The organism is Pseudoalteromonas sp. ABV4_021, assembly GCF_056159365.1.
The window spans coordinates 787,403-808,349 of sequence record NZ_JBSWVB010000002.1 but is presented as its reverse complement, the minus strand read 5'-3'; the positions used below and the strand labels follow the sequence as shown (position 1 = coordinate 808,349).

Genomic DNA, 20,947 nt, shown 5'->3' with positions numbered 1-20,947 from the left:
TATGAGATACGTTATTTCGACAATTATATGTGCTGTGCTGACATTACTTAGTTGTTTTGCAACAGCCAATGAACGCCCAGATCCTTTGGTTGCTCTAAGTGATGTCGAGCAAGCAGAAATTGCTGAGCAAATGTGGGTGCCAGGTACTGTGGTGAGTCGTTTTGATTCGCGTTTAACCACTGAAGTTTCGGGCGTTGTAAAGCGCATTGCAGAAGTTGGTGAGCGCTTTAAAAAAGGCGATACGATTTTACTGTTGGACGATGCGTTTTTACAGCTCGAAAAACAACAATCCAGTGCCAGCATAAAAAGTTTTAGCACGCGTGTTAGCTTGCTTGAACGCCAACTTATTCGCATAGAAAAATTGGGCAAAAACGCCTCGTTAGATGCCCTTGAAGCAAAAGAAGCGGAGTTAATGATGGCAATGCAAGAGCTTGAACAGGCAAAGATCAGTTTACAGCGCATTGTATTGCAACTTGATAAAACAAAGTTAATCGCACCCTTTGATGGCACCATTGTTGAGCGCTACAAGCAAGTGGGTGAATTTAGCCAAACAAACTCACCTGCAGTACGGTTAGTGAGTTTAGATGATTTGGAAGTACGTGCAAATGCACCGCTATCCCATACGCAATTTAATAAAGTGGGTGATAGTGTATTAATTGCCAATAAAGATATGCGTTTTAGTTCAACACTGCGTGCTTTGGTACCGGTAGGAGATGAGTTAAGCCGCACTATGGAAGTACGCGCATCGTTAACTGAGCAATCTTTACCTATTGGCAGTGCGGTAAGAGTGAGCCTTGCAAGTAGTGCTAAGCATAATGCGTTAACGGTTCATCGTGATGCGTTAATTTTACGCCAAGATAAAGTGTACGTGAATGTGGTAACCAATGACTTAACCGTAAAACAAGTGACGGTAGTGCCTGGCAGCGGTTTTAATGACTTTATTGAAGTAAAAGGTGAGCTTGTATTAGGCGAAAAAGTGGCAATACGCGGCAGTGAAATGCTAAAAGAAGGTGCAAAAGTACGTGTTAAATCATCTGAGCAGTTATTTGCAGTACGTTAGATGAAATAGTTAAGAAAAAGCGCGCGACCAAGTTACTTGGTCGCGCCTTTTTTATCTGATATTTATCTCTGGATTAACTGCAACATCGCCAAACTGGTCAATCGTTGCAACGCTCTCGCCTTGGGTTAGTACCGCAAGTTTGCCTTGCGCTGTAGTACGTACAAACGCCAAATCATAGCCAAAGTTGTATAGATCATACATCGCGATCCGTTGTTCATCACTCAATAAACCCAAGTGCTCATTAAAGCTAGGTGTATGATGTCTGCGCTCAAACATAACGAGGTCCTGCAAAAATCCTGCATGCTTTAACTATAGTGCGCTCTGTTGGTTGTGTAAAATTTGTACAGTTTGGTGTGCCAAACGGTTGCTGTTTTGCACGTAATTGATTACAGTCTCGACACTTTTTATCGCATGACTAAATCCATGTTTTCGTCTCTTTTTCCGTTAGTCATAGTGGCCTTGCTTGGTTATGTTGCGCTTCGCAGCCATTATGTGTCTGCCCAAACCATTGGTGATCTTAGTAAAATTACCTTTAGTTTGTTGTTCCCTTTGTTTCTATTTATTAATATCGCGCAAGCCGATTTATCGGGTATTATCTCGTATTCAGTGTTTTTAACGTTTTATGCCGTTGTTATATCGACCTTTATAATAACGACGTTGCTCGCACCTCGACTTTTCAAGGTACAGTCTGCTGGTAGCGCTGTATTTGCGCTAGGCAGTACGTATTCAAATACCATTATTGTTGGTTTGCCTGTGTTAATTAGCGTGTTGTCGTCGTCTGTTGCGGCGCTGGTGTTTTTAATCATCAGCTTTCATAGTGCTGTTTTATTTGGCGCGACCAGTATTTTTTCGAGTTTTGCGACGGGTAATTCGTTTCAATTTAGGCGCTTTTGTAAAGGTTTACTAAAAAACCCATTATTAATCGGGATTTACAGTGGATTAATAGTGAATATGTTGGGTATTGATGTGCCAGTTTTTATCGCAAGTACCTTACATTTAATTACCCAAGGCGCGTTGGTGCTTGCGCTATTTATATTGGGTGCCAACCTGTATCAATACCGCTTGGCTGGCAACTATCAGCAAATTATTTGTGCCACAATTATTAAACTGATCGTATTACCTTTGGCGGTATTGCTAGTGGCGCGTTTAGGTTTTCATTTAAGTGATGAAATAACCTTAATTTTGGTTGTGCTGACAGCGTGTCCAACTGGCGTAAATGCATACATTGTTGCCTGTCAGCAAAATAGTGGGCAAGGCCTAGTTGCAGGAACCGTAGTGCTCAGCACATTAATGAGTGTTGTAACTATTCCGCTATGGATTTATGTCTTACAAGTCCACTTGTTTAGTTAGCTGCCAACTTCATAAACTGCTTTCACATTTCTACCCATTTTATACTTACTAGACCACGATTTGGCATGAGCCTTATCGTGCGTGGTTGCGTCCGCTGTTTGACAAACATCCAGTTAATTGATTAGTGCTCTAACTAATGTTATATTAATTAGAATTCTAATCAATTTTGAAGTGGTTTGTTTTGTATAGAACAATTGATCGTTCTAATAACTTGATTTTATTGAGTCAGCCCCGCCTATGAAACGATATTCATATTGCTATCAACTCTAAATATACAGTGCCTTTTAGATTAAATTTTAATAAGACGCAGATCGAATAATATTTTTATACGAATTAACAGCAAGGATATAAATCATGCAAGCGACGCAATATGATAGTGAAACCACCCTAACGGGTAACACTATCCGTTTCGGAAAACTAAATGACCGTGTGTACATTACCGATGCAACAATTGAAGTGCCAAACACCTTTCATAATGAAGTAGAAAGTTTTGCTAAAGAAGGCGGTTACAGCAAAATAATCGCCAAAGTAAAAGACGCGCAAGTATTGCCATTTCTAAAGCGCGGATACCAAATTGAGGCGACAGTGCCTGGTTATTTTGGTTTGCAAGACGCTATTTTTATTTCTCGATTTCTTGATGAAGAGCGCGCTTCGTGCGATCACATGGATTTAAGTGACGGTATTATCAACGAAGTACAAAATGTTGATTCATGGGAGCCTGGTTCGTTTGCTCAACCCGTATTATTTCGCAAGTGTAACCAAAGCGATGTGCGTGCGTTATCTAAACTTTATCAACTAGCATTCTCAAGTTATGGCTCACCAATTGGTGATGAAAACTACATCAAAAGCAGTATTGAAAACGGCGTAGATTATTTTTGTGTTGAATACATGAATGCGATTGTTGCCTGTGTGCGTATTGAATATGAGAAAGATGCACCAAACGCAAGGCTTTACGATACCGTTGTGTTAAGTCAATTTCGTAACGAAGGAATTGCATCAGCGCTTATTTTTGAAGCGAGCAAATATCTAAAAAATACCGATGTACAGTTTATTTATTCGGTTTGTCGCGCGTCGTCTTTTGCTATAAATAAGGTATTTGCGCGATTAGGCTTTGAATATGGCGGCAGACTAATTAATAATAACTTAGTCAATAACAAGTTGGTGTCAATGAATGTGTGGTCTCAAAAGCTTTGATATCAGTTTAATTAAACGTAATTAATCTGAGAGGAAGCAAGGAATGAGAACGAGATACAAAGATCAATTAGATAAACTAACCAGTTCGCAAAATGAGCGTTTTTTTTCTAGCTCTATCAGTTCGTTGTTACATGAACGTGCAGATGAATTGGATAAAATGCTAATTGATATGTGGCGTGAATGTGGCTTAGTTAATTCGCCTTGCTCACTCAATGCCGTTGGCGGTTATGGCCGTGCAACATTACACCCTTATTCAGATATTGATATTGCGATTATTACGCCCGACGACGCAAGTGAATTTCCCGAAGATAAAGTGAGGCAGTTTGTTACTGGACTTTGGGATCTAGGATTGGATATTGGCCATTCCGTTCGTAATTTAGCAGAAGCGAAACGTTTCGCCACCGAAGATATTACCATTGCGACTAATTTACTTGATATTCGCTGTTTATACGGCAACAAGCAACATGCAGAGTCGTTACTAAGCTTTTTGTACGATGAAACCACACTAAGCGATTTTGACTTTTTTAAGGCAAAGCTAGAAGAGCAACAAGCTCGCCATGAAAAGGCGCTCAATACCGCACTCTACCTTGAACCAAACATAAAAACTAATCCCGGTGGTTTACGTGACTTTCAAACCATTATTTGGGTTGCGCGCAAACATTTAAAGTTATCAAATGCTGGTTTATTTGAGCATGGCGAACTACTGCAAGAAGACGAACAATTTGAGCTAATTGAAGCCCACGACTTTATTTGCCGCATTCGCTGGGCGCTGCACTGCGTGGCTAATCGCCCGCAAGAATTATTATTATTTGAATACCAAGCTGATGTTGCGGAATTTCTAAAGTTTGGTCGTGGAGACAGTGCACAACAGGCAATCGAGCGTATGATGCGACAATTGTTTCGTGCCATGACCCGTTTGCAAGAACTTAACCAAATTCTCTGTGAAAATGTGAGCCTGTGTATTTCGCGCGATAGCGAAAAAGAAGTACTGCAAGTTAACGAAAATTTTGCCATTGTTGATGGCTTGGTTGATGTAAATTCATCAAGTGTGTTTATTGATAAGTCACAAGTGATCAAGTTGTTTGGCTTATTAGCAAATCACCCTAAGGCAAAAGGGATATCGTCCAATACATTGAAGTTACTGCGAAAAGTAAGGCACCGCTTACTGGGCGAATTACAAGATTACCAAAGTTGCCGCGAAGAGTTTATTCGCCTGTTTGAGCAGCCTAAAACCCTGAAAAAAGTACTTGGTTTAATGCACCGTTATGGGGTGCTAGAGATGTACGCGACGCAATGGGCGCAAACCGAAGGGCGTATGCAATTTGATATTCATAATGCCTACACGGTTGACGAGCATGTATATAAAACAGTGTCCTATATTTCGGACTTTGCAAATCATCAAGGTGATCACGAAACCTATCATATCGCATATGGCCGAGTGCAAAACAAACTGGCGTTGTCGCTTGCAGCGTTTTGTCATCATTTAGCCGGTTCACAGGATAGTGAAAGTCATAGCACCAGCGCGATTTTGGCAAAAGAGTTTGCCGCATTCCACAATTTAAAAAATGCGTCGGTGGAGTTAATTGAGTGGTTGATTGAAAACCAAGAGTTGTTAATCAACACCAGTCGCACCTTAGATATTTACGATCCGCGCACAATTCGCAGCTTAAACAAACAGGTTAAATCGTTAGAGCGCTTAAATGCCCTGTATACTCTTACGGTAGCAGATATTATGGCGACTAATGAGGATGCTTGGAACGACTGGCAAGCCGCCATATTAGAGCAACTTTATTTAGCCAGTCGTGAAGCATTCAAGACTGATGGGCAAAGTATTTTTGAGCAACGAACAGTGATCCGCGAAAATAAAGCGCAGGCACAAACTATTCTATCAAACAGCGATATTGCTCTTAACGATGTCACTCAGTTTTGGTCAACCTTGCCTAATAGTTTTTTCACATTTACCAGTGCAAAAGAGCTTTCTGAAATTACAGCTAAAGTTGTTAACGCCACCCAGTTTCCTTTAGTATTTTTAACGCAGAGCGATCAAATCGGTTGTTCGACCTTGGTGGTTTATACGCCTAATAGGCAAAAACTCTTTGTCGATATTTTTAACACGCTTACCCAAGCGAAAGTGAGCGTTAAAGATGCTGAGCTACTAGAAACCAAAGACGGCAACGTGCTTGAAGTTTTCCGAGTGCTTGACGTTAATGATGAGCAGTTAAGTGAAAGTTACCGCATTAAACGGGTTATTAGCCAAATCGAACGTGTTATCGAATCTGGTCATAAAAGCTGTAAATTACCGGTTGCTAAAAAGATTAAAAGCTTTGATTCAGAGCCTATGGTGGAGTTTATTCCAACGCCAAAACGCGATAGAACGCTGCTCAAAGTCACGACGCTTAATAACCCTACTTATGTTGATAAAATTTGTTCGGTGTTTCGCAACTTAACTTTGTCTATTCATTCGGCAAAAGTAACCACACTAGGTGAGAGTTTAGAAAGTGTGTTTTTGCTTTCAGATAGCAACAATGAGTGTTTAAAAGAGGATTTACGTAGCCAAGTGATCGACGCATTTGGCTACAAGTTATCTTAATGTGCGCGTTGGTTTGACTGACGACGCACATCGATTACATTAACTTTTATTGTTGTCCTCTGAGCTTACAGTCATTGGCGCAATTTCAAGTACCGGTGCTGCATCAAGGTCAGTTGCATCCATCATATTAGCGATACGCTGCATTGAAGAAAGCAGCAGGCTTTGTTCCCACTGCTCAAGCGCACAAAAATTTTGAATAAAGTGTTCTTGCAGTGGTTGCGGCGCATCAATTAATGATGTTTTGCCCTTATTGGTTAAAAACAAGCTAACGCGACGTTTATCCTCATTGCTGCGCACACGCTCAATTAAATCACGGGATTCTAAACGGTCTAAGATATTCGTTACAGTTGCGGCACTTAGGTTAATCTCTTTTGCAACTGCACTTGCGGTAATACCTTTCACGCGGGCAATTTCTTGCATAATAAGCAGCTGCGGGCCGGTTAATCCAGACGATTTATTAAGTTGTTTAGAGTGTAAATCAATAGCTCGAATCACTTTACGGATTGACACTAACAGTTCTTCGTATTTTTCCATGGCTAAAGTAGTAACTCGCGTTTTGAACGGGAAATTTAAATTATTGGGTGATGGTATCAAAAATGCCACGTGCAAAACATAGCTTTAAACAGATGGGTGAAAATAACATTACAATTGCTCAATTAAAAAACATAAATTGGGTTTACAGCAGACAGGTTTACCTTACTATCTGTAGATGAGCTATTTACTTTGAACTTAAGCGTTTAGAATTACTATTAAACAGCAGCGATAAAATAATGATGAAAAGCAGTTTTAATTTTGAAGATATTATTCAGATCTGTGTTGGTGCATTTGCACTTGCAGTGCCGATTTCATTTTCAGAAGAAGCATGGCAGCTTGCACAAACATTACCGTTTACCAATTTATTGTTGCTTTTGAGCTTGTCATTTCTATTTTTAAGTTTATATACCTTTGAGAGCGTATTTCAACGTAATATCCGAACGCGACGTTTACTGTTTGTGTCGCGTATTATCTTTGCCTATGTCATTACGTTTTTTATTGTGGCGCTAGTCCTTTTAAGCATTAATAAATTGCCACTTCTTACAGAACCTCTTGTTGCCCTCAAACGCATTGTGGTTATTTCAATGCCGGCGTCAATGGGCGCGATTATCGTTGATAGTTTTGATAAGGAATAAGCGTTTTTAACGACGTTTTCGCTCCGCTTTACAGTTAATTTAGCCCTTGATTTAACGTATAAAAACCCGCCTTCAAATTGTATTTGTAAGGCTATCTGCCATACTCAAATGTAAACCTACTGCTAATGTAAGGGATTTCCTTTGAGCACTATGACAGAGCAGTTTTTTCGCGGTGATTACATGCCTCATGGTCACTGTTACTTATGGCAACCTCATATTTTATGGACCCATGTCGTTTCTGATTTACTAATAGCAACCGCCTATTTTTCAATTCCTGTTGCACTCGTTATCTTTATGAAAAAGCGCAATGATATTGGTTATAACAATGTGTTTTTACTGTTCTCAATGTTTATTTTATTTTGCGGTATCACTCATTTATTTGGTATTTGGACTATCTGGCAAGGGGTGTATGGCTACCATGGTATGGCTAAAGCCGTAACTGCGGTGGTGTCGATGGCGACCGCGTTTTATTTGTACAAACTGCTACCTGAATTACTTAAAGTACCCACTATTTCGCAATACGAAGGCATTAAGTCAGAGTATGGAGTTTCCCGCCAAGAAAACAAAAAACTAACCAGTTTACTCGAAGGTCATATTCAAACTAAATGGATGCTTGATTCGCTACCGCTAAACTTTTTATTGGTAAATGAGCAGGGGGATGTGGTGTTTGCAAATGAGTATTTTATATCAGAGTTTGGCGATATAAATGGCAAGTTAAGCAATTATTTAAAGGCAAATAGCCAAGAATTTGAAACCATAATCCAATCGAGTGGAAAAACCCTTGCGCTAAACGAAAATGCTAGCTTTGTTGGCCAAATCAAAACAGATAAAAAAAATCAAATTGTTGAAATTATTCTGACCAAAAAGGAGTATGCAGGTGAGGTGCAGCTACTTATTACCTTAAAAGATTTAAAAGAAGTGGCGGCATTAAAACAACAATTGGTTGAGTCAAATGCGCTTTTTGCGCGAGCTACTTCAGCAACAAATGATGGTATTTGGGATTGGAATATTCAAACCGGTAAGCAAGTGTGGTCGCCAAAACTATTTGAGTTAATCGGTGTGCCTGAAAACCAAGAGGCGAATTATGAAACTTGGTTTAATCACGTTCACCCCGATTTTCAAGACATAGTACAACACGCGGTAGATGCGCATCTAAAACATAAAGAACGTTATGAAGTTGAATACCTTGGTCGTAACGCTCAAGGAGAATATAGCTGGTTTCTAACACGCGGGGATTCAATTTGTGATAGTGATGGCAACCCCGTCACCATGTCGGGTGCACTCAGAAATATCGATGAACAAAAGAAAGCGCAGCGCTTACTTGATGAACGAACACAATTTTTAGATGCCTTATACATGGGCACAAATCACGGTATTTGGGTGGTTGAATACATAGATAACGACTTTAAATTTACTACTTATAATAATACCGCGCTTAAATGGGCGGGTATTTCGCAACAGCAGATTCTGAATAAACGATTATCTGAAATCACGTTTTTTCCTGCTGAAGTTAAGCAACATTTGCACGCAAAATATTTAACCTGCGTCGAGCAAAATTCGCCGCTCGAATATGTCGAGCATATTCCATTTGAGGGTAATGCGCGCTGGTTTAAAACCTCGCTTTATCCGGTGAAGAAACCTGGAGAAAAACGCAGTACATATCTCATCGGTAGTGCGGTAGATATTACTTCTGAAAAAGAAGCGCAGCGTCAGCTCGCTGACAGTCATAACTTTTTAGAGAGCTTATTAGATGGTTCTGTTTGTGGTTTTTATATTTTTAATCTTGAAACGCTGCAAAATGAGCGAATTAATAAAACCTACACAGAGTTACTCGGCTATGAGTTAGATGATTTTTCAAATGATATTGATTTGATGGAAAAGTTTCACCCGGACGATCGTGCGGGCATGATTGAACATATGGAACTGATTACCCAATCAACCGGCAATGAAAAGTACTTTCTAGAATATCGCTTTCGTCATAAAAATGGCCATTGGGTGTGGTGCTATTCGGTTGATTCTGTATTGGAGCGAGATGAAAACGGTAAGCCCAAACGTATGCTAGGCACATTTGTCGATGTAAGCGACAAAAATGAATTCTTAGGTAAATTAAAGGCATCAAATGAATACTTAGAGCAGTTTGCCTTTATTGCATCACACGATTTACAAGAGCCGCTGAGAAAAATATCGGCATTTAGCGAGTCAATTTATCAGCGATTGCAAGGTCAATTTAAATCAGACCCAGATAGCGAATTTGAACTTGAGCGATTGCAGTTGGCCGCCAAACGTTTAAGTAAAATGATTGAAGATTTACTTAAGCTATCGCGCATTAACACCAATGCTTTGTCACTTGAAACCGTGTCATTTAATGATGTGTTAACACCGGTACTTGAAAACCTTGAATTGAGTGTTTTTCGCACTAAGGCTGAAATTGAGTGCGACAACCCAGAGCTATTAATTACCGCTGATGTGGGGTTATTTGAACAGGTACTGCAAAACTTAATTGCTAATGCAATTAAGTTTACTAAGCCAGATAACATACCTGAAATCAATATTCGGCTAACTGAGAATGAATCGTCAGTTGAAATTGTTATTGAAGATCAAGGTATTGGCCTCGACCAAAGCCATACGAAACGCATTTTTGAACCTTTTAAACGACTGCATACGCGAGAAAAATATGAAGGCAGTGGTATTGGTCTTGCTATTGTTGCGCAAATAATCAAAGTGCATAATGCACACATTCGCTGTGAGAGCATAGAGGGGATAGGCACTCAGTTTATTATTAATTTGCCGAGAGAAGTGTAGCAATGTTGAACCTAATTTTAATTGATGATGATCCCGATGAGGCTTACATCATGCGTCAGGCCCTAAAAAAGGTTGATGATGAAAAAACGCTTACGCATTTTGATGATGGCAGAGAGTTTGTTGCATCCATTGACGGATTTTCAAATTCTAATAGCTTAGTGTTACTCGACTTAAACATGCCGCAATGTGGCGGCTTTGACGTGCTAAAATTAATTAAAAAAAATAAACACGCCACTAATTTACCGGTCGTGATATATTCTAATTCAAATAGCCCTCATGATATTGAGTTGTCGTATCAGTATGGTGCTAATTCTTACGTGCGAAAGCCACAAGGTTTAAATGAAACCGTTGAATTCTTAAGCTCGCTGTTGAATTACTGGCAAAGGATCAATAAAACATGAATGATCAACAAAAGTACAAATCTAATCATCTGATTTACTTGCTCGAAGATGACAGCGATGATGCTTACCTGATTAGGAATGCACTTAAGAGTGATAAAATTATTAGTCACTCAATTATGACTTTTGATTCATTGACGAAACTGGTTCAAGCCCTCGAAAATTTTAAGCCTGACTTAATTATTATGGATTTGAACGTCACGGATAGTGATGGTTTTAATACCATGTTAACGGTAAAGCACAGTGCACAAGCGGTGCCTATTGTAGTGGTGACGGGCGTTGCCGATGAAACAATGGGCGACCGTCTGATTCAACTTGGGGCACAAGATTACGTACCTAAATCAGAGCTTACATCGTCGCTATTGCAACGCGTAATTCGCTTTTCTAAAGAACGTCATCACCTTTTACAAATACTTGAAAACTCAGCAAATCGTGATGCATTAACCAAGGTGTATAGCCGTAAAGCACTGGATTTAAAACTTGAAGAGCTAGTTGAACACGCACAGCGCTACGGTGAAATGTTCGCCATTTTATTTATAGATTTGGATAACTTTAAACCCATTAATGATGAGTTTGGCCATGATGCGGGCGATCAGCTACTGCAACATGTTGCTAATCGCTTAACTTTATTTAGCCGCTCCACAGATTTTGTAGCGCGTTTCGGTGGCGATGAATTTGTTACTTTACTGCCGCACGTTAAAAGTACCGCTGATGCTCAGCAAGCAAGCCAACAGCAACTCAATGCTATTTGTGATGAATTTTATATTACTGACGTAGATGGTCAGGCACAAAAAGTGGCACTTTCTGCGAGCATTGGCTTTGCCTTATACGAGCAAGATGGTTGTACCGTTGCTGAACTTATTAAAGCTGCCGACACTGCGATGTATAAAAATAAACGTAAGCACGACTAATTAAAGTGCTTGCTGATGGATCAGAAATAAACGAAAAATAACCGCCAAGGTGACGCTCTACTCATAAAACGTCAGTCTTGGAGGTTAGTTGTTAATTACCTAGAACGTATTGCTAATTCAATTTAATCGTAATAATCAAAGTGGCTATCGGCAATTTGCTTGTTGAGCCTAGCTTCGTCTTTTAATAATTCTATACGCTGCCAAGGTGATAACCGTTTTTTACGGTGCACTTTCATTGGCGCTGGTTTACCCGATGTGTAGGAGATTTGATATTTAACTTCCAACTCATCATCATAGTCAAAATCAGATACGTCAATATCCATTTTTTACTACCTTCTATCTCATTGCTTCGTGTTTGTTAACAACGATTAAGGTTGATAATACCGGCTAAAAAGCCGCTTTTTCACTTGGCGACAAACTGTAAAAGCTATTGCTTTTTGTAATCGCCAATAGAAATTTTTTCCATAACTTTACAGCGTCAAGGGTGGCGGTTTCATCGCTGTTTAATTCTGCGACAAACATCGCCTCTTCGGCATTTTCTGGCGATAACAAGCCGTTATGCAGGCCGTATAAAGTATCACCGTATTTAATCAGCTCTTCTGATTCGCCAATACTGAAATAGCCGCTGCGTGACAAACCATACGGAAATGTGTCGCTGGCATAAAACGGTATTTTGCCTTGTCGGATTGCCGTTTCCATTAGTCTTCACCTAAACCCACATACGCGAGTAATTCACTGTATGTGGCGAATGTGTCAAATCCTGAACCTTCAAGTTCGGTATTCACACAGTTTAATAAGTTAGTCTCATGCTCGCCGTCATTTTCCGCTATAATATCTTGGCAATATTCCAAGTAATTTAACGCAATTGAAGGCGGTGCCTTTGTGCTATTTTCAGCGATAACAAACGCCGAGCTAAGTGATACAACCAAACTGAGCGCGACCATTTTAGTGAGTTTCATTGCCAGTCCTCTGGGTTAACTTCTGCGCTAAATTTAGGGCTTGTTAAGTGAAATGAAAAGCAAATAATTATTGTCGATATAACAAAAAATCTTTAAATTATTGGCTGCGGTTTTCATGCTAATTCGCTTAATTTATAACACTGTTTTACGGCAATTAAATATCGTTGATGTAACGACTTTTAATTCATTATCTATTTGTTTTTAATGTAAATTTAAAATAAAGTGGCAGCGGATTTTACCCCTCTAAGAGATTAAGTGTTATTGCGAATTGGTTTACTAGGTGAAAGTATGGATATTAAGGTTTTTAAGACGTTTATCGCAGTTGCGGAAAATAGACATTTTGGCAAGGCATCTGAGCAGTTATACATTACCCAAGCTGCGGTGAGTGCACGCATAAAACAACTTGAAGAATTTTATGCCACGCCGTTATTTATTCGCGATAAAAATAATCTGAGCCTAACGCCTGCGGGTAATGCGTTACTGCCTTATGCTCATCTGGTGATTGAACAAATTGCGCAATCAAAAGCCATGGTGGGCTTAGCCAGTAAGCAAAAAACGGTATTTAATATTGCAGCGACACCCAATGTATGGGATGCATATTTGTGCTCTCGCATGAATGAAATGAATACGGTATTTGACTCGGTTGTGGTCGGTACGGAAATTTCAGTGCGAGAGGCAATCCAACGCAAACTTGATGATAAAAGTTTGCAGCTCGCTTTTTTAACAGACCCAATTAAAGACAGTGATTTTATTAATACCCATGTTGGTGATTTTGATATTTCGCTGGTTGGCAGTTGTGCTGAGTTCATTGAAACATGCGACAATTATATTTATGTTGATTGGGGCATTACGTTTGCCAAAGAGCATGCGGCTCACCATAAAGTGCAACCGAGTCATCGCACCTCAGCAGCAACCATAGCGTTAGATTTGATGTTGGCCAATGGTGGTTTTGCGTATTTACCGAGTGATCTAGTCAAACCCTATATAGCAGAAGGGCGTTTATTCAATATAAACAGCGCCATGCAGTTAAAGCGACCAGTTTATTTGACCTATAAAAAATCAGCGCCACATTCGGCGCTGACAGATGAACTTTGCAATTTACTCGCAAATAGCTAAGCGTACTTACTAAAGAAATTTCCAACGGCGAAACATCACTAATGCAACAACACCAATACCTGTTAACACACCGCAAAACCAATAAAAGGCATGGGGGTTATCAACGCCAGGCATGCCGCCCACATTAATACCGAACAGCCCGGTTAAAAAACCAAGTGGTAAGAAAATACCGGCGATAATCGACAGCATGTAGGTATTGCGGTTCATCACTTCGCTGTTAATTTGCGCAATACGATTGTTAATTACATCGATTTGCGCAATGTAGAAATCAATGGTGTCGACAATACGAGACAAGGTATCAAGCTCGGTCGCAAGCTCTACATGATAGTCATTAAATGCTGCCACATTGTTTTTACTCAATGCCGATAGCGCATACAATTGCGGCTTTAAAAAGCGATTTAAACGCAGTAATTTGCGGTGCTTAACACTTATTTCAGCAATGGCATCTGAGCTAAACGCATCGTTATCTTGTGCGTTAATAAATTGCTCAATGGGCTCAATTACAGATTCAATTTTGGCATTTAGTTGACTTAATAGCTCAATTACCAAAGATTCAAGGGTATCGGGTCCTTTATTCTTCTTTAATTGAGATGCTACCGCTTCAATTGCACGTAAGCGCTGAATGCTGCACGTAACAACACGCTCTGGCGTGTAAAGCAAACGTACAGTTAACATATCGTCTGGCTCTTTTCCGGCATTTAGGTTTACACCTCTTAAAATAAGGAAAAAGCTGTTCTTATCAATTTGCTGAAAACGCGGTCTTGTATCGGTGGCAAGCAGTGATTCAATAATTGATTCATCAAAACCTAGGGACTCTAACCAATGCTCAAATTCAGCCGATGAGCGATCACAGTGCACCCAATAATTTTGCTCTGCTAGTTGCTGTTCTGACGTAACAGCATTAGGTCTGTCGTTATGATTGAGTTGCCAACCTTCAATTATAAAATCATGTTTCATGGTTATTTCCTAAGTTAGCTGTTAGTTTTGTTAGTCGTATTAACAATATTAAGCGTGCCATCAAGGTGAATATCTCGCTGCGGAAATGCAATCGTAATATCTGCTGCTTTAAACGCTTCGTCTAATTCAAATCGAATATTGCTGGCAACTAATCGTAAGCCACCTTCAACTTGCGAGTTAATCCAAAAATACACTTCAAAAAGCAGCGAGTTATCGCCAAAGTCTTGGAAAAAAACTAACGGTGCACGGCCATCTTCGTTTAGTGTTTCTGGTTGCGCGTTGGCAACTTCTAACATAATGCGCTTAACACTTTGACAATCAGTGCCGTAGGCAACGCCTACAGCTACGGTGCCGCGCACTAATTTGTCGCGTAAGGTCCAGTTGGTTACCGTGTTTTCTAATAGCTTGCTATTAGGGATCAGCATGTGAACGCCATCAACACGGCGAATACGTGTTGAGCGGGTATTAATTTCTTCAACCACGCCCTTTACGCCTTCAACTTCTAAAAAATCACCAATGCGGATTGGCTTTTCGCCCATTAAAATCCAACCACTAATAAAGTTATTGATAATGTTTTGTGCACCAAAACCAAAACCAATCGCGATTGCACCAGAAAGAAATGCAAATGCAGTGATCGGTACATTGATCATTGAAAGGGTTGTCATAAAAATAATAGCGAGCGCCACTACATACAAAATGCGCTGTACTAAGTGTACGATGTTAGGATCTTTATTTTTCTTAGTCAGGCGTTTACCAATCATTTTTATAATGAAGTGGGAAAGCCAAACACTGGCGATTAACCAAAGCGGAACGGCGAGCACTTCAATCAGTGTGACAACACGTTCATTAAATTTAAATAGTGGGAAATTGAGCCAATATTTAACTTGTTCTAACATTAATAAGTCCTTGTTAGGGGGAGTTTTTTGCTATTTTACAACAACCAGTATACACGGGAAAACTTACAACTCGCGTTGCCTGCAGCTAGCACGCAGCGCCACTGGCGCACACGTCTAACCGCGTTACTGTTAACTTTGCGAGGCGACAAAGCCGTTTGCAGGATCAATGAAAAAGTGGTCGCCCATCGCTTGTCGACCTAATAACATTAAATAGGTCATATCTGAGCGATCGGTCAATGTTATTTCAATATTCCATTTATGCTCACCAAGTATCGCAGGCGTTTTAATCACATAGCGCTGCTCAGTCATACCATTCGATGACTTTACTTTGCGAATATCATGCAAAATAGCGGTACAGCGTACGGTTTTGTCTACGTTATGAATTTCAGGGTGAATATCAAACGATACCGCAGGCTTTTTATCCAATTTAGTTCGCTGAATATTATCAACATGCAACGATGACGTTTGTGCGCCTGTGTCTACGCGCACTGTCATTTGCGTAATGCCTAAATCAGGTAGATCAATATTTTCTACATGGCCGATAATGATTCTGTTATTCATAGCAATCCTTCACTGTTTACAATATGGTTCACAAGTTCTTCTTCAACACTGCCAATATGTTCAGCAATCTCTTCATCATCTTCTTTAAAGTAAGCAATGTGGTACATGGCTTCGCCTTCTTGCACCAAGGGGATATTTTGCTTACCTATGATGACACCACTTTTGTTTGCCAACACTTCCGTTAAAATCTCGCCATAGGGGCTACCGATTTCAGCAAGCACTTGGCCTTTTTTAACTTGATCTCCCAAGTTAAATAAATGGGTGACAATGCCGCTACTGGTTGCGCGTACCCAGCCACTGTTATTGGCGACAAATTGGTTAATCGCTTTTTTGCGCGCTCTACCTTTTGGCGTCATTTTCAAATGGCGCAGCACATTTACAATGCCTTTAATACCGGCGCGAATTGAAAACTCATCAAAACGCAGTGCCTCACCTGCTTCATAAAGTAGCACCTTAGTGCCATTATCGACCGCCGCATCGCGCAGTGAACCGTCGATGATTTCCGAGTTCAAAATTACTGGCGCACCAAATGCTTGCGCCAGAGCAAGCGTTTCGTCATCCGCTAATTGCGCTCTTATCTGCGGTAAGTTTGAACGATGAATCGCACCTGTATGCAAATCAATACCATAATCACAGTGGCTAACAATTTCTTTTAAGAAAATATTAGCGACACGTGCTGCTAATGAGCCTTTCGCTGACCCAGGAAAGCTGCGGTTCAGGTCGCGTCTATCAGGCATGTAGCGGCTTTGGTTGATCACCCCGTATACATTCACCATAGGCACGGCAATTAAGGTGCCTGCTGAAATTTTAAAGCCTTTTAAATTGATAAGGCGTCGGATGATTTCAATGCCGTTCAGTTCATCACCATGCACCGCGGCGCTGATAAAAATTGTTGGGCCTGCTTTCTTACCGCGAATAATATGTACTGGTAAGTGCACATCAGCATCGGTGTACAACTTGGCTACTGGCAAATCAATTTTCTTTGTTTCGCCAGGCATAATTGTGTGTTCACCAATAATCAATTCGTTCATAACTGTTCCAAATGTATAAATTAACCTTGTCCCTTGGTTTTAGTTGAGCCTAACTTTGCTGTTTTCTCAATAAACTCAATTACTTTTCCTGCAACGTTTAGTCCAGTTGCATTTTCAATACCTTCAAGGCCTGGCGAAGAGTTCACTTCCATTACCATAGGTCCATTGTGTGAACGCAGTAAATCGACACCGCAGAAGTTAAGCCCCATAACTTTGGCTGCGTTAACCGCAGTTGCACGCTCTTCTTTTGTTAATTTCACAAGTTCAGCGCTGCCACCACGGTGCAGATTTGAGCGGAATTCGCCCTCAGCCCCTTGACGCTTCATTGCGGCAACCACTTTGCCACCAACTACTAAGCAACGAATATCAGCTCCACCTGCTTCTTTAATGTACTCTTGCACCAAAATATTCGCTTTTAAGCCCATAAAGGCTTCAATAATACTTTCTGCCGCTTTTGCTGTATCAGCCAGTACTACGCCAATACCTTGTGTACCCTCAAGTAATTTAATTACCAGCGGTGCGCCACCGACATTTTTAATTAAGTCTTTAATATTGTCAGGCTTACGTGCAAATCCTGTGCGTGGCAGACCAATGCCTTTACGCGATAGCAACTGTAATGAACGTAATTTGTCGCGAGAGCGGCTAATCGCTACCGATTCATTGACGTTAAATGTACCCATCATTTCAAACTGACGCGCTACCGCTGTGCCATAAAAGGTCACTGATGCACCGATACGTGGAATTATCGCATCATATTTTGGTAACTCTTGGCCGTGATAGCGTACCGCAGGGCGGCTGCTGGTAATGTCCATGTAGCAATGTAACGTATCAATAATATCCACTTCATGACCACGCTCGATACACGCTTCTTTTAAGCGGCGAGTTGAATATAAATTTTCGTTTCTAGATAAAATAGCAATTTTCATAATTTGGCATCCTTATGGCGTTTATTTGTCCAATCAAATTTATGTTAGGAAAATTAGTTGAAAATATCTAAAAAGAAAAACAAAATAAAAATATCAATTTGATAAAATAATTTTATTAAAAAGTGTGATTTCGAATGAAAATTGAGCTTTTAACGACGTTTTTAGAAGTAAGCCAAACCTTACATGTGCGGATTACAGCCGATAACTTGTACCTAACGCAAGCGGCTGTTAGCAGCCGTATTAAACAATTAGAAGAAGAACTCAGTGTGCAGTTATTTGACCGTACACAGAAACGTTTAAAGCTTACCGCTGAAGGTCATCGCCTTGTTAAGCATGCCAATGAAATGCTAATTATGTGGCAAAAACTGAAACAAGATGTCGGTGTTGCTCAGCCTAACGCCTATCAGTTGTTTGTAGGTTCAATGATGTCGATTTGGGATATTGTACTACAAGATTGGCTGCAAAAAATTCATCGCAATTTAGATGATGTGCACTTGTTTACACACACATATTCGCCGTTAGAGCTTAGAAAACAAGTTGTTAGTCGGCTAGTTGATATTGCCTTTTTGTTTGAACCGCCTTTTATTCAAGATATTGTAAATGAAAAAGTCGCAACGGTGCCTTTGCAGTTAGTATCGACTGATCGTGATATGACATTACACAATATTGAGAACATGGTTATGGTTGATTATGGTGAGTCTGTCAACAGTCAAATTTTACGTGATTACAGTGAGTTAAATGCCATTCGTCATCATATGAGTCAACCGCGAATTGCACTAAACTTTATTCTAGAAGCATCGGGTTGTGCCTACCTGCCAAAACAAATGTGCTTTGAGCATATTCGCAAAGGTAAATTATATGCGGTTGAGGGTGCACCTGAATATAGTCGTGATATCTATGCTATTTATCTTGCGAAAAGTCATAAGAAGCAGTTGGTGCAAGATGCGCTTATGTTGTTTCCATACGTGCGCAATTAACGCATAAGCTGTGTTGTGTGATAAATTTATTTTATTAAAAAATTGATTTTAAAAAATTATTTTTATTATTGGTTATAAGTTGACCGTTTTAAAGTCAAAATTTTGAAGACTTTTTTCATCTTATTTTTTTCGTAGGCAATGTTTTGTTTTTATTTAATAATGAGCAAGAGCAAAAATCGTTTTTAGCGTCTTTATGAATAATCCTAAAATCCGTCAAGTGGGTATTTTTACCGAGTCAGAAGACATAACTCATTGGTTAGCGTGCACACTCAAGCTTACAACGCTGTCGTTTGGTAGTGTATGCATTCTCAATAAATCGAGTGATATTGCGAAAAATAACCCGTCGCTGATCATTGTTACCGAGCGTAAATTTAGAGCGCTGTACACTTATTTGAATAAAGCAAACACGTTACTGCCTGTGCTGGTAGTAACGCGCGACTTTAATGGTTTTAGCGTGCCAAACACCAATCGTTTAACTATTGATTTGTTGCCATTACCTGCAGCTACTATTGGTTTGCTTGAACATAGTATTAAAGCCGTATTTCAAGACTTTAAGCTCAATCAGGAACTAACAAAGCTTGCCCATTATGACGCACTAACGGGCGCTGCAAACCGGTTATTGTTTCAAGACCGATGCAAACAAGCGCTGAAAATGGCAAAGCGCAATAAGCGAGCGGTTAGTTTATTGTATTTTGATCTCGATGATTTTAAACCGATTAATGATACTTATGGCCACGATATAGGCGATGAACTATTAAAGCGATTTGTTGAAATTGTTTCTTCGGTTAGCCGTGAAACTGATACGTTAGCGCGCCTTGGCGGCGATGAATTTGCTTTGTTGCTGCCGGATACTGCCGAATCTGAGCTGACGCAGTTTTGTCAAAAAGTGGTACAGTGTTTAGCGCAGCCGCAGCAACTAAATGAACAATTAATTGAAATTAAATGTTCAATAGGTGCTGTTTCGACTTCAAAAGAAGAGCATGTCACCTTAATTCCGCAAAAGCTTATCAAGAAAGCAGACCAAGCGGTTTATCGTGCAAAAGAAATACAAGGCACTAGCTTTGTTATTGTTTAAACGTGTTTTTTTATGATTGTCGACTAGAATTTTGTTATGGCCTAGACGTTAATTGCGCATTTTGTTGCTTGAAAACGGCGACGTATCTTAAATGTGCTTGCTAAAAACAATAAACTATTCCTAATATAGTGGCGTTTTATTTTTATATGCCGATAACTAGGTTCTCTATACGCCGCACGAATCAATCTTGAAACAAAGTAACACACAATGTCTGTATTACTTTTTGAGGTTTCGTAGTGTTAATCTGTTCTTTTTTAAGAGGTGCTTAATGTTTTTAAATTGGGTGAACAAAAGCGAGTTAGAAAAACTACAACAAGAAAACCAGCGCCTAAAACAAGAAAACGCCGAATTAAACCAAGCGTTAGCGCGTTCTGAACAAGATAGCTTGGGATTCAATAGTGATTTAGATATGTTGTCGGAGCGCGCACAACATCAAGAATCTTTGTGTAAATTGTCGCTGCAATCAGGTGAGTTACTTGGTCAAATTCGTGAGAGTCTCGCTGCTTCATCTGCAGAATTAATTGCACACCGCGATGACTTTAACGCGTCGCAACAATTATTTGACCAAATTAAAGACTTGCTCGCCGCTACAATTAGTGCTACTTCGGTGATTTCTAATGACTCACATCATGCGTCAAATTCGGTAGACGAATTAAATGAAGTGACCAAAGGCATTAATGATTTCGTTAATATTATTAAAGGGATCTCTGATCAAACGAACTTGCTAGCACTTAATGCTGCAATTGAAGCCGCGCGAGCAGGCGAGCAGGGCCGAGGTTTTGCTGTTGTGGCAGATGAAGTGAGAACCCTTGCTCAGCGCTCGGCCGAAGCATCAAATGAGATTTCAGTATTGATTGAACAAGTAAACAGTCAAATGAAAGATGTGGTTAGCAGTATTAATGGTGTTGGTGAAAAAAGTGTCAAAATTAAAGACAGCACAAGTTGTATTGATAAAACCGCAAATCGAATTGTCGA

The 20,947-nt window shown here is 40.0% G+C and carries 21 protein-coding genes and 1 pseudogene; 12 read left to right on the top strand and 10 right to left on the bottom strand.

The genetic code is table 11. The features are described 5' to 3' along the window. Position 1 precedes the first annotated feature (1 nt). Positions 2-1,060 carry an efflux RND transporter periplasmic adaptor subunit gene (locus ACXAFE_RS17715; RefSeq protein ID WP_475155714.1) on the top strand — a complete coding sequence of 353 codons (1,059 nt, stop codon included), beginning with the start codon at positions 2-4 and terminating at the stop codon, positions 1,058-1,060. Between the two features lie 51 nt (positions 1,061-1,111). Here ACXAFE_RS17715 and ACXAFE_RS17710 read toward each other — a convergent pair whose 3' ends face one another. Continuing rightward, on the bottom strand, positions 1,112-1,336 hold the full coding sequence (locus ACXAFE_RS17710; protein ID WP_475155712.1) for a hypothetical protein: 225 nt from the start codon (positions 1,334-1,336) through the stop codon (positions 1,112-1,114). A 96-nt stretch (positions 1,337-1,432) separates the two neighbouring features. Here ACXAFE_RS17710 and ACXAFE_RS17705 point away from each other — a divergent pair, with 96 nt between their 5' ends. The 3 genes from ACXAFE_RS17705 (at position 1,433) to glnD (ending at position 6,194) form a co-directional block, all read left to right on the top strand. Next, positions 1,433-2,410: an AEC family transporter gene (locus ACXAFE_RS17705; RefSeq protein WP_475155710.1), complete on the top strand. Its 978-nt coding sequence runs from the start codon at positions 1,433-1,435 to the stop codon at positions 2,408-2,410. A 354-nt stretch (positions 2,411-2,764) separates the two neighbouring features. After that, complete coding sequence (gene ablB, locus ACXAFE_RS17700; protein WP_475155708.1) at positions 2,765-3,604, top strand: putative beta-lysine N-acetyltransferase; 840 nt, start codon at positions 2,765-2,767, stop codon at positions 3,602-3,604. Positions 3,605-3,647: 43 nt separating this feature from the next. Beyond that, a complete protein-coding gene (glnD, locus tag ACXAFE_RS17695; protein WP_475155706.1) occupies positions 3,648-6,194 on the top strand; it encodes a [protein-PII] uridylyltransferase in 2,547 nt (848 codons plus the stop codon). Positions 6,195-6,233: 39 nt separating this feature from the next. Here the strand turns inward: glnD and ACXAFE_RS17690 are convergent, their stop codons facing one another. Beyond that, a complete protein-coding gene (locus tag ACXAFE_RS17690) occupies positions 6,234-6,728 on the bottom strand; it encodes a MarR family winged helix-turn-helix transcriptional regulator (protein WP_054980840.1) in 495 nt (164 codons plus the stop codon). 239 nt (positions 6,729-6,967) lie between these two features. Between ACXAFE_RS17690 and ACXAFE_RS17685 the strand changes: the two genes are divergently transcribed. The 4 genes from ACXAFE_RS17685 to ACXAFE_RS17670 all read left to right on the top strand — a co-directional run bounded on the left by ACXAFE_RS17685 (position 6,968) and on the right by ACXAFE_RS17670 (position 11,474). Continuing rightward, positions 6,968-7,363: a DUF2391 family protein gene (locus ACXAFE_RS17685; protein WP_054980875.1), complete on the top strand. Its 396-nt coding sequence runs from the start codon at positions 6,968-6,970 to the stop codon at positions 7,361-7,363. A 150-nt stretch (positions 7,364-7,513) separates the two neighbouring features. Beyond that, a complete protein-coding gene (locus ACXAFE_RS17680; protein WP_475157768.1) occupies positions 7,514-10,165 on the top strand; it encodes a PAS domain-containing sensor histidine kinase in 2,652 nt (883 codons plus the stop codon). Between the two features lie 2 nt (positions 10,166-10,167). Further along, a complete protein-coding gene (locus ACXAFE_RS17675; protein WP_475155701.1) occupies positions 10,168-10,566 on the top strand; it encodes a response regulator in 399 nt (132 codons plus the stop codon). Next, entirely contained in the window at positions 10,563-11,474 is a 912-nt protein-coding gene (locus ACXAFE_RS17670) for a GGDEF domain-containing response regulator (protein WP_475155699.1), read from the top strand. Before ACXAFE_RS17675 ends, ACXAFE_RS17670 begins: the two co-directional genes overlap by 4 nt. Positions 11,475-11,596: 122 nt before the next feature. Here the strand turns inward: ACXAFE_RS17670 and ACXAFE_RS17665 are convergent, their stop codons facing one another. From ACXAFE_RS17665 to ACXAFE_RS17655, 3 genes are all read right to left on the bottom strand, one after another. Then, positions 11,597-11,797 (bottom strand): hypothetical protein, encoded by a 201-nt coding sequence (locus ACXAFE_RS17665; protein ID WP_010558190.1) that lies wholly within the window; start codon positions 11,795-11,797, stop codon positions 11,597-11,599. A gap of 64 nt (positions 11,798-11,861) precedes the next feature. Further along, entirely contained in the window at positions 11,862-12,173 is a 312-nt protein-coding gene (gene maoP / locus ACXAFE_RS17660; RefSeq protein ID WP_475155697.1) for a DUF413 domain-containing protein, read from the bottom strand. Then, on the bottom strand, positions 12,173-12,433 hold the full coding sequence (locus ACXAFE_RS17655; RefSeq protein WP_475155693.1) for a hypothetical protein: 261 nt from the start codon (positions 12,431-12,433) through the stop codon (positions 12,173-12,175). Before ACXAFE_RS17655 ends, maoP begins: the two co-directional genes overlap by 1 nt. Positions 12,434-12,721: 288 nt before the next feature. Between ACXAFE_RS17655 and ACXAFE_RS17650 the strand changes: the two genes are divergently transcribed. Beyond that, positions 12,722-13,549, top strand: coding sequence for a LysR family transcriptional regulator (locus tag ACXAFE_RS17650; RefSeq protein WP_475155691.1), 828 nt, complete (start codon positions 12,722-12,724; stop codon positions 13,547-13,549). Positions 13,550-13,558: 9 nt separating this feature from the next. On the opposite strand, the gene ACXAFE_RS17645 is transcribed toward ACXAFE_RS17650, so the two are convergent. The 5 genes from ACXAFE_RS17645 to rimK all read right to left on the bottom strand — a co-directional run bounded on the left by ACXAFE_RS17645 (position 13,559) and on the right by rimK (position 17,920). Next, positions 13,559-14,506, bottom strand: coding sequence for a zinc transporter ZntB (locus tag ACXAFE_RS17645; protein WP_100914802.1), 948 nt, complete (start codon positions 14,504-14,506; stop codon positions 13,559-13,561). Between the two features lie 14 nt (positions 14,507-14,520). After that, the gene (locus tag ACXAFE_RS17640) at positions 14,521-15,402 is read right to left on the bottom strand and encodes a mechanosensitive ion channel family protein (protein ID WP_475155688.1); all 882 of its coding nucleotides are present in this window, start codon (positions 15,400-15,402) and stop codon (positions 14,521-14,523) included. 129 nt (positions 15,403-15,531) lie between these two features. Continuing rightward, the gene (locus ACXAFE_RS17635) at positions 15,532-15,963 is read right to left on the bottom strand and encodes an ATP-dependent zinc protease family protein (protein ID WP_010558184.1); all 432 of its coding nucleotides are present in this window, start codon (positions 15,961-15,963) and stop codon (positions 15,532-15,534) included. Further along, positions 15,960-16,994, bottom strand: a complete 1,035-nt coding sequence (locus ACXAFE_RS17630; RefSeq protein WP_475155685.1) for a succinylglutamate desuccinylase/aspartoacylase family protein — start codon at positions 16,992-16,994, stop codon at positions 15,960-15,962. The genes ACXAFE_RS17635 and ACXAFE_RS17630 overlap by 4 nt, the downstream gene beginning before the upstream one ends. 20 nt (positions 16,995-17,014) lie before the next feature. Further along, positions 17,015-17,920 carry a 30S ribosomal protein S6--L-glutamate ligase gene (gene rimK, locus ACXAFE_RS17625; protein WP_100914805.1) on the bottom strand — a complete coding sequence of 302 codons (906 nt, stop codon included), beginning with the start codon at positions 17,918-17,920 and terminating at the stop codon, positions 17,015-17,017. 134 nt (positions 17,921-18,054) lie between these two features. On the opposite strand from rimK, the gene ACXAFE_RS17620 reads away from it, so the two are divergent. The 3 genes and pseudogenes from ACXAFE_RS17620 to ACXAFE_RS17610 all read left to right on the top strand — a co-directional run. After that, positions 18,055-18,897 carry a LysR family transcriptional regulator gene (locus ACXAFE_RS17620; protein ID WP_475155675.1) on the top strand — a complete coding sequence of 281 codons (843 nt, stop codon included), beginning with the start codon at positions 18,055-18,057 and terminating at the stop codon, positions 18,895-18,897. A gap of 193 nt (positions 18,898-19,090) precedes the next feature. After that, the gene (locus tag ACXAFE_RS17615; protein WP_475155673.1) at positions 19,091-19,972 is read left to right on the top strand and encodes a diguanylate cyclase domain-containing protein; all 882 of its coding nucleotides are present in this window, start codon (positions 19,091-19,093) and stop codon (positions 19,970-19,972) included. Positions 19,973-20,240: 268 nt separating this feature from the next. Continuing rightward, positions 20,241-20,921: pseudogene (locus tag ACXAFE_RS17610) on the top strand (methyl-accepting chemotaxis protein); the annotation flags it as partial. Positions 20,922-20,947: the final 26 nt, after the last annotated feature.

Excerpts from the sequence above, each read along its gene's own strand:
- ACXAFE_RS17715 (WP_475155714.1), top strand. The coding sequence starts at position 2 with ATGAGATACGTTATTTCGACAATTATATGTGCTGTGCTGACATTACTT.
- maoP (WP_475155697.1), bottom strand. The coding sequence starts at position 12,173 with ATGGAAACGGCAATCCGACAAGGCAAAATACCGTTTTATGCCAGCGAC.
- ACXAFE_RS17650 (WP_475155691.1), top strand. The coding sequence starts at position 12,722 with ATGGATATTAAGGTTTTTAAGACGTTTATCGCAGTTGCGGAAAATAGA.
- glnD (WP_475155706.1), top strand. The coding sequence starts at position 3,648 with ATGAGAACGAGATACAAAGATCAATTAGATAAACTAACCAGTTCGCAA.
- ACXAFE_RS17655 (WP_475155693.1), bottom strand. The coding sequence starts at position 12,433 with ATGAAACTCACTAAAATGGTCGCGCTCAGTTTGGTTGTATCACTTAGC.
- ACXAFE_RS17640 (WP_475155688.1), bottom strand. The coding sequence starts at position 15,402 with ATGTTAGAACAAGTTAAATATTGGCTCAATTTCCCACTATTTAAATTT.
- ACXAFE_RS17620 (WP_475155675.1), top strand. The coding sequence starts at position 18,055 with ATGAAAATTGAGCTTTTAACGACGTTTTTAGAAGTAAGCCAAACCTTA.
- ACXAFE_RS17670 (WP_475155699.1), top strand. The coding sequence starts at position 10,563 with ATGAATGATCAACAAAAGTACAAATCTAATCATCTGATTTACTTGCTC.
- ACXAFE_RS17690 (WP_054980840.1), bottom strand. The coding sequence starts at position 6,728 with ATGGAAAAATACGAAGAACTGTTAGTGTCAATCCGTAAAGTGATTCGA.
- ACXAFE_RS17710 (WP_475155712.1), bottom strand. The coding sequence starts at position 1,336 with ATGTTTGAGCGCAGACATCATACACCTAGCTTTAATGAGCACTTGGGT.
- ACXAFE_RS17680 (WP_475157768.1), top strand. The coding sequence starts at position 7,514 with ATGACAGAGCAGTTTTTTCGCGGTGATTACATGCCTCATGGTCACTGT.
- ACXAFE_RS17645 (WP_100914802.1), bottom strand. The coding sequence starts at position 14,506 with ATGAAACATGATTTTATAATTGAAGGTTGGCAACTCAATCATAACGAC.
- ACXAFE_RS17685 (WP_054980875.1), top strand. The coding sequence starts at position 6,968 with ATGAAAAGCAGTTTTAATTTTGAAGATATTATTCAGATCTGTGTTGGT.
- ACXAFE_RS17630 (WP_475155685.1), bottom strand. The coding sequence starts at position 16,994 with ATGAACGAATTGATTATTGGTGAACACACAATTATGCCTGGCGAAACA.
- ACXAFE_RS17615 (WP_475155673.1), top strand. The coding sequence starts at position 19,091 with ATGAATAATCCTAAAATCCGTCAAGTGGGTATTTTTACCGAGTCAGAA.
- ACXAFE_RS17675 (WP_475155701.1), top strand. The coding sequence starts at position 10,168 with ATGTTGAACCTAATTTTAATTGATGATGATCCCGATGAGGCTTACATC.
- ACXAFE_RS17665 (WP_010558190.1), bottom strand. The coding sequence starts at position 11,797 with ATGGATATTGACGTATCTGATTTTGACTATGATGATGAGTTGGAAGTT.
- ACXAFE_RS17635 (WP_010558184.1), bottom strand. The coding sequence starts at position 15,963 with ATGAATAACAGAATCATTATCGGCCATGTAGAAAATATTGATCTACCT.
- ablB (WP_475155708.1), top strand. The coding sequence starts at position 2,765 with ATGCAAGCGACGCAATATGATAGTGAAACCACCCTAACGGGTAACACT.
- rimK (WP_100914805.1), bottom strand. The coding sequence starts at position 17,920 with ATGAAAATTGCTATTTTATCTAGAAACGAAAATTTATATTCAACTCGC.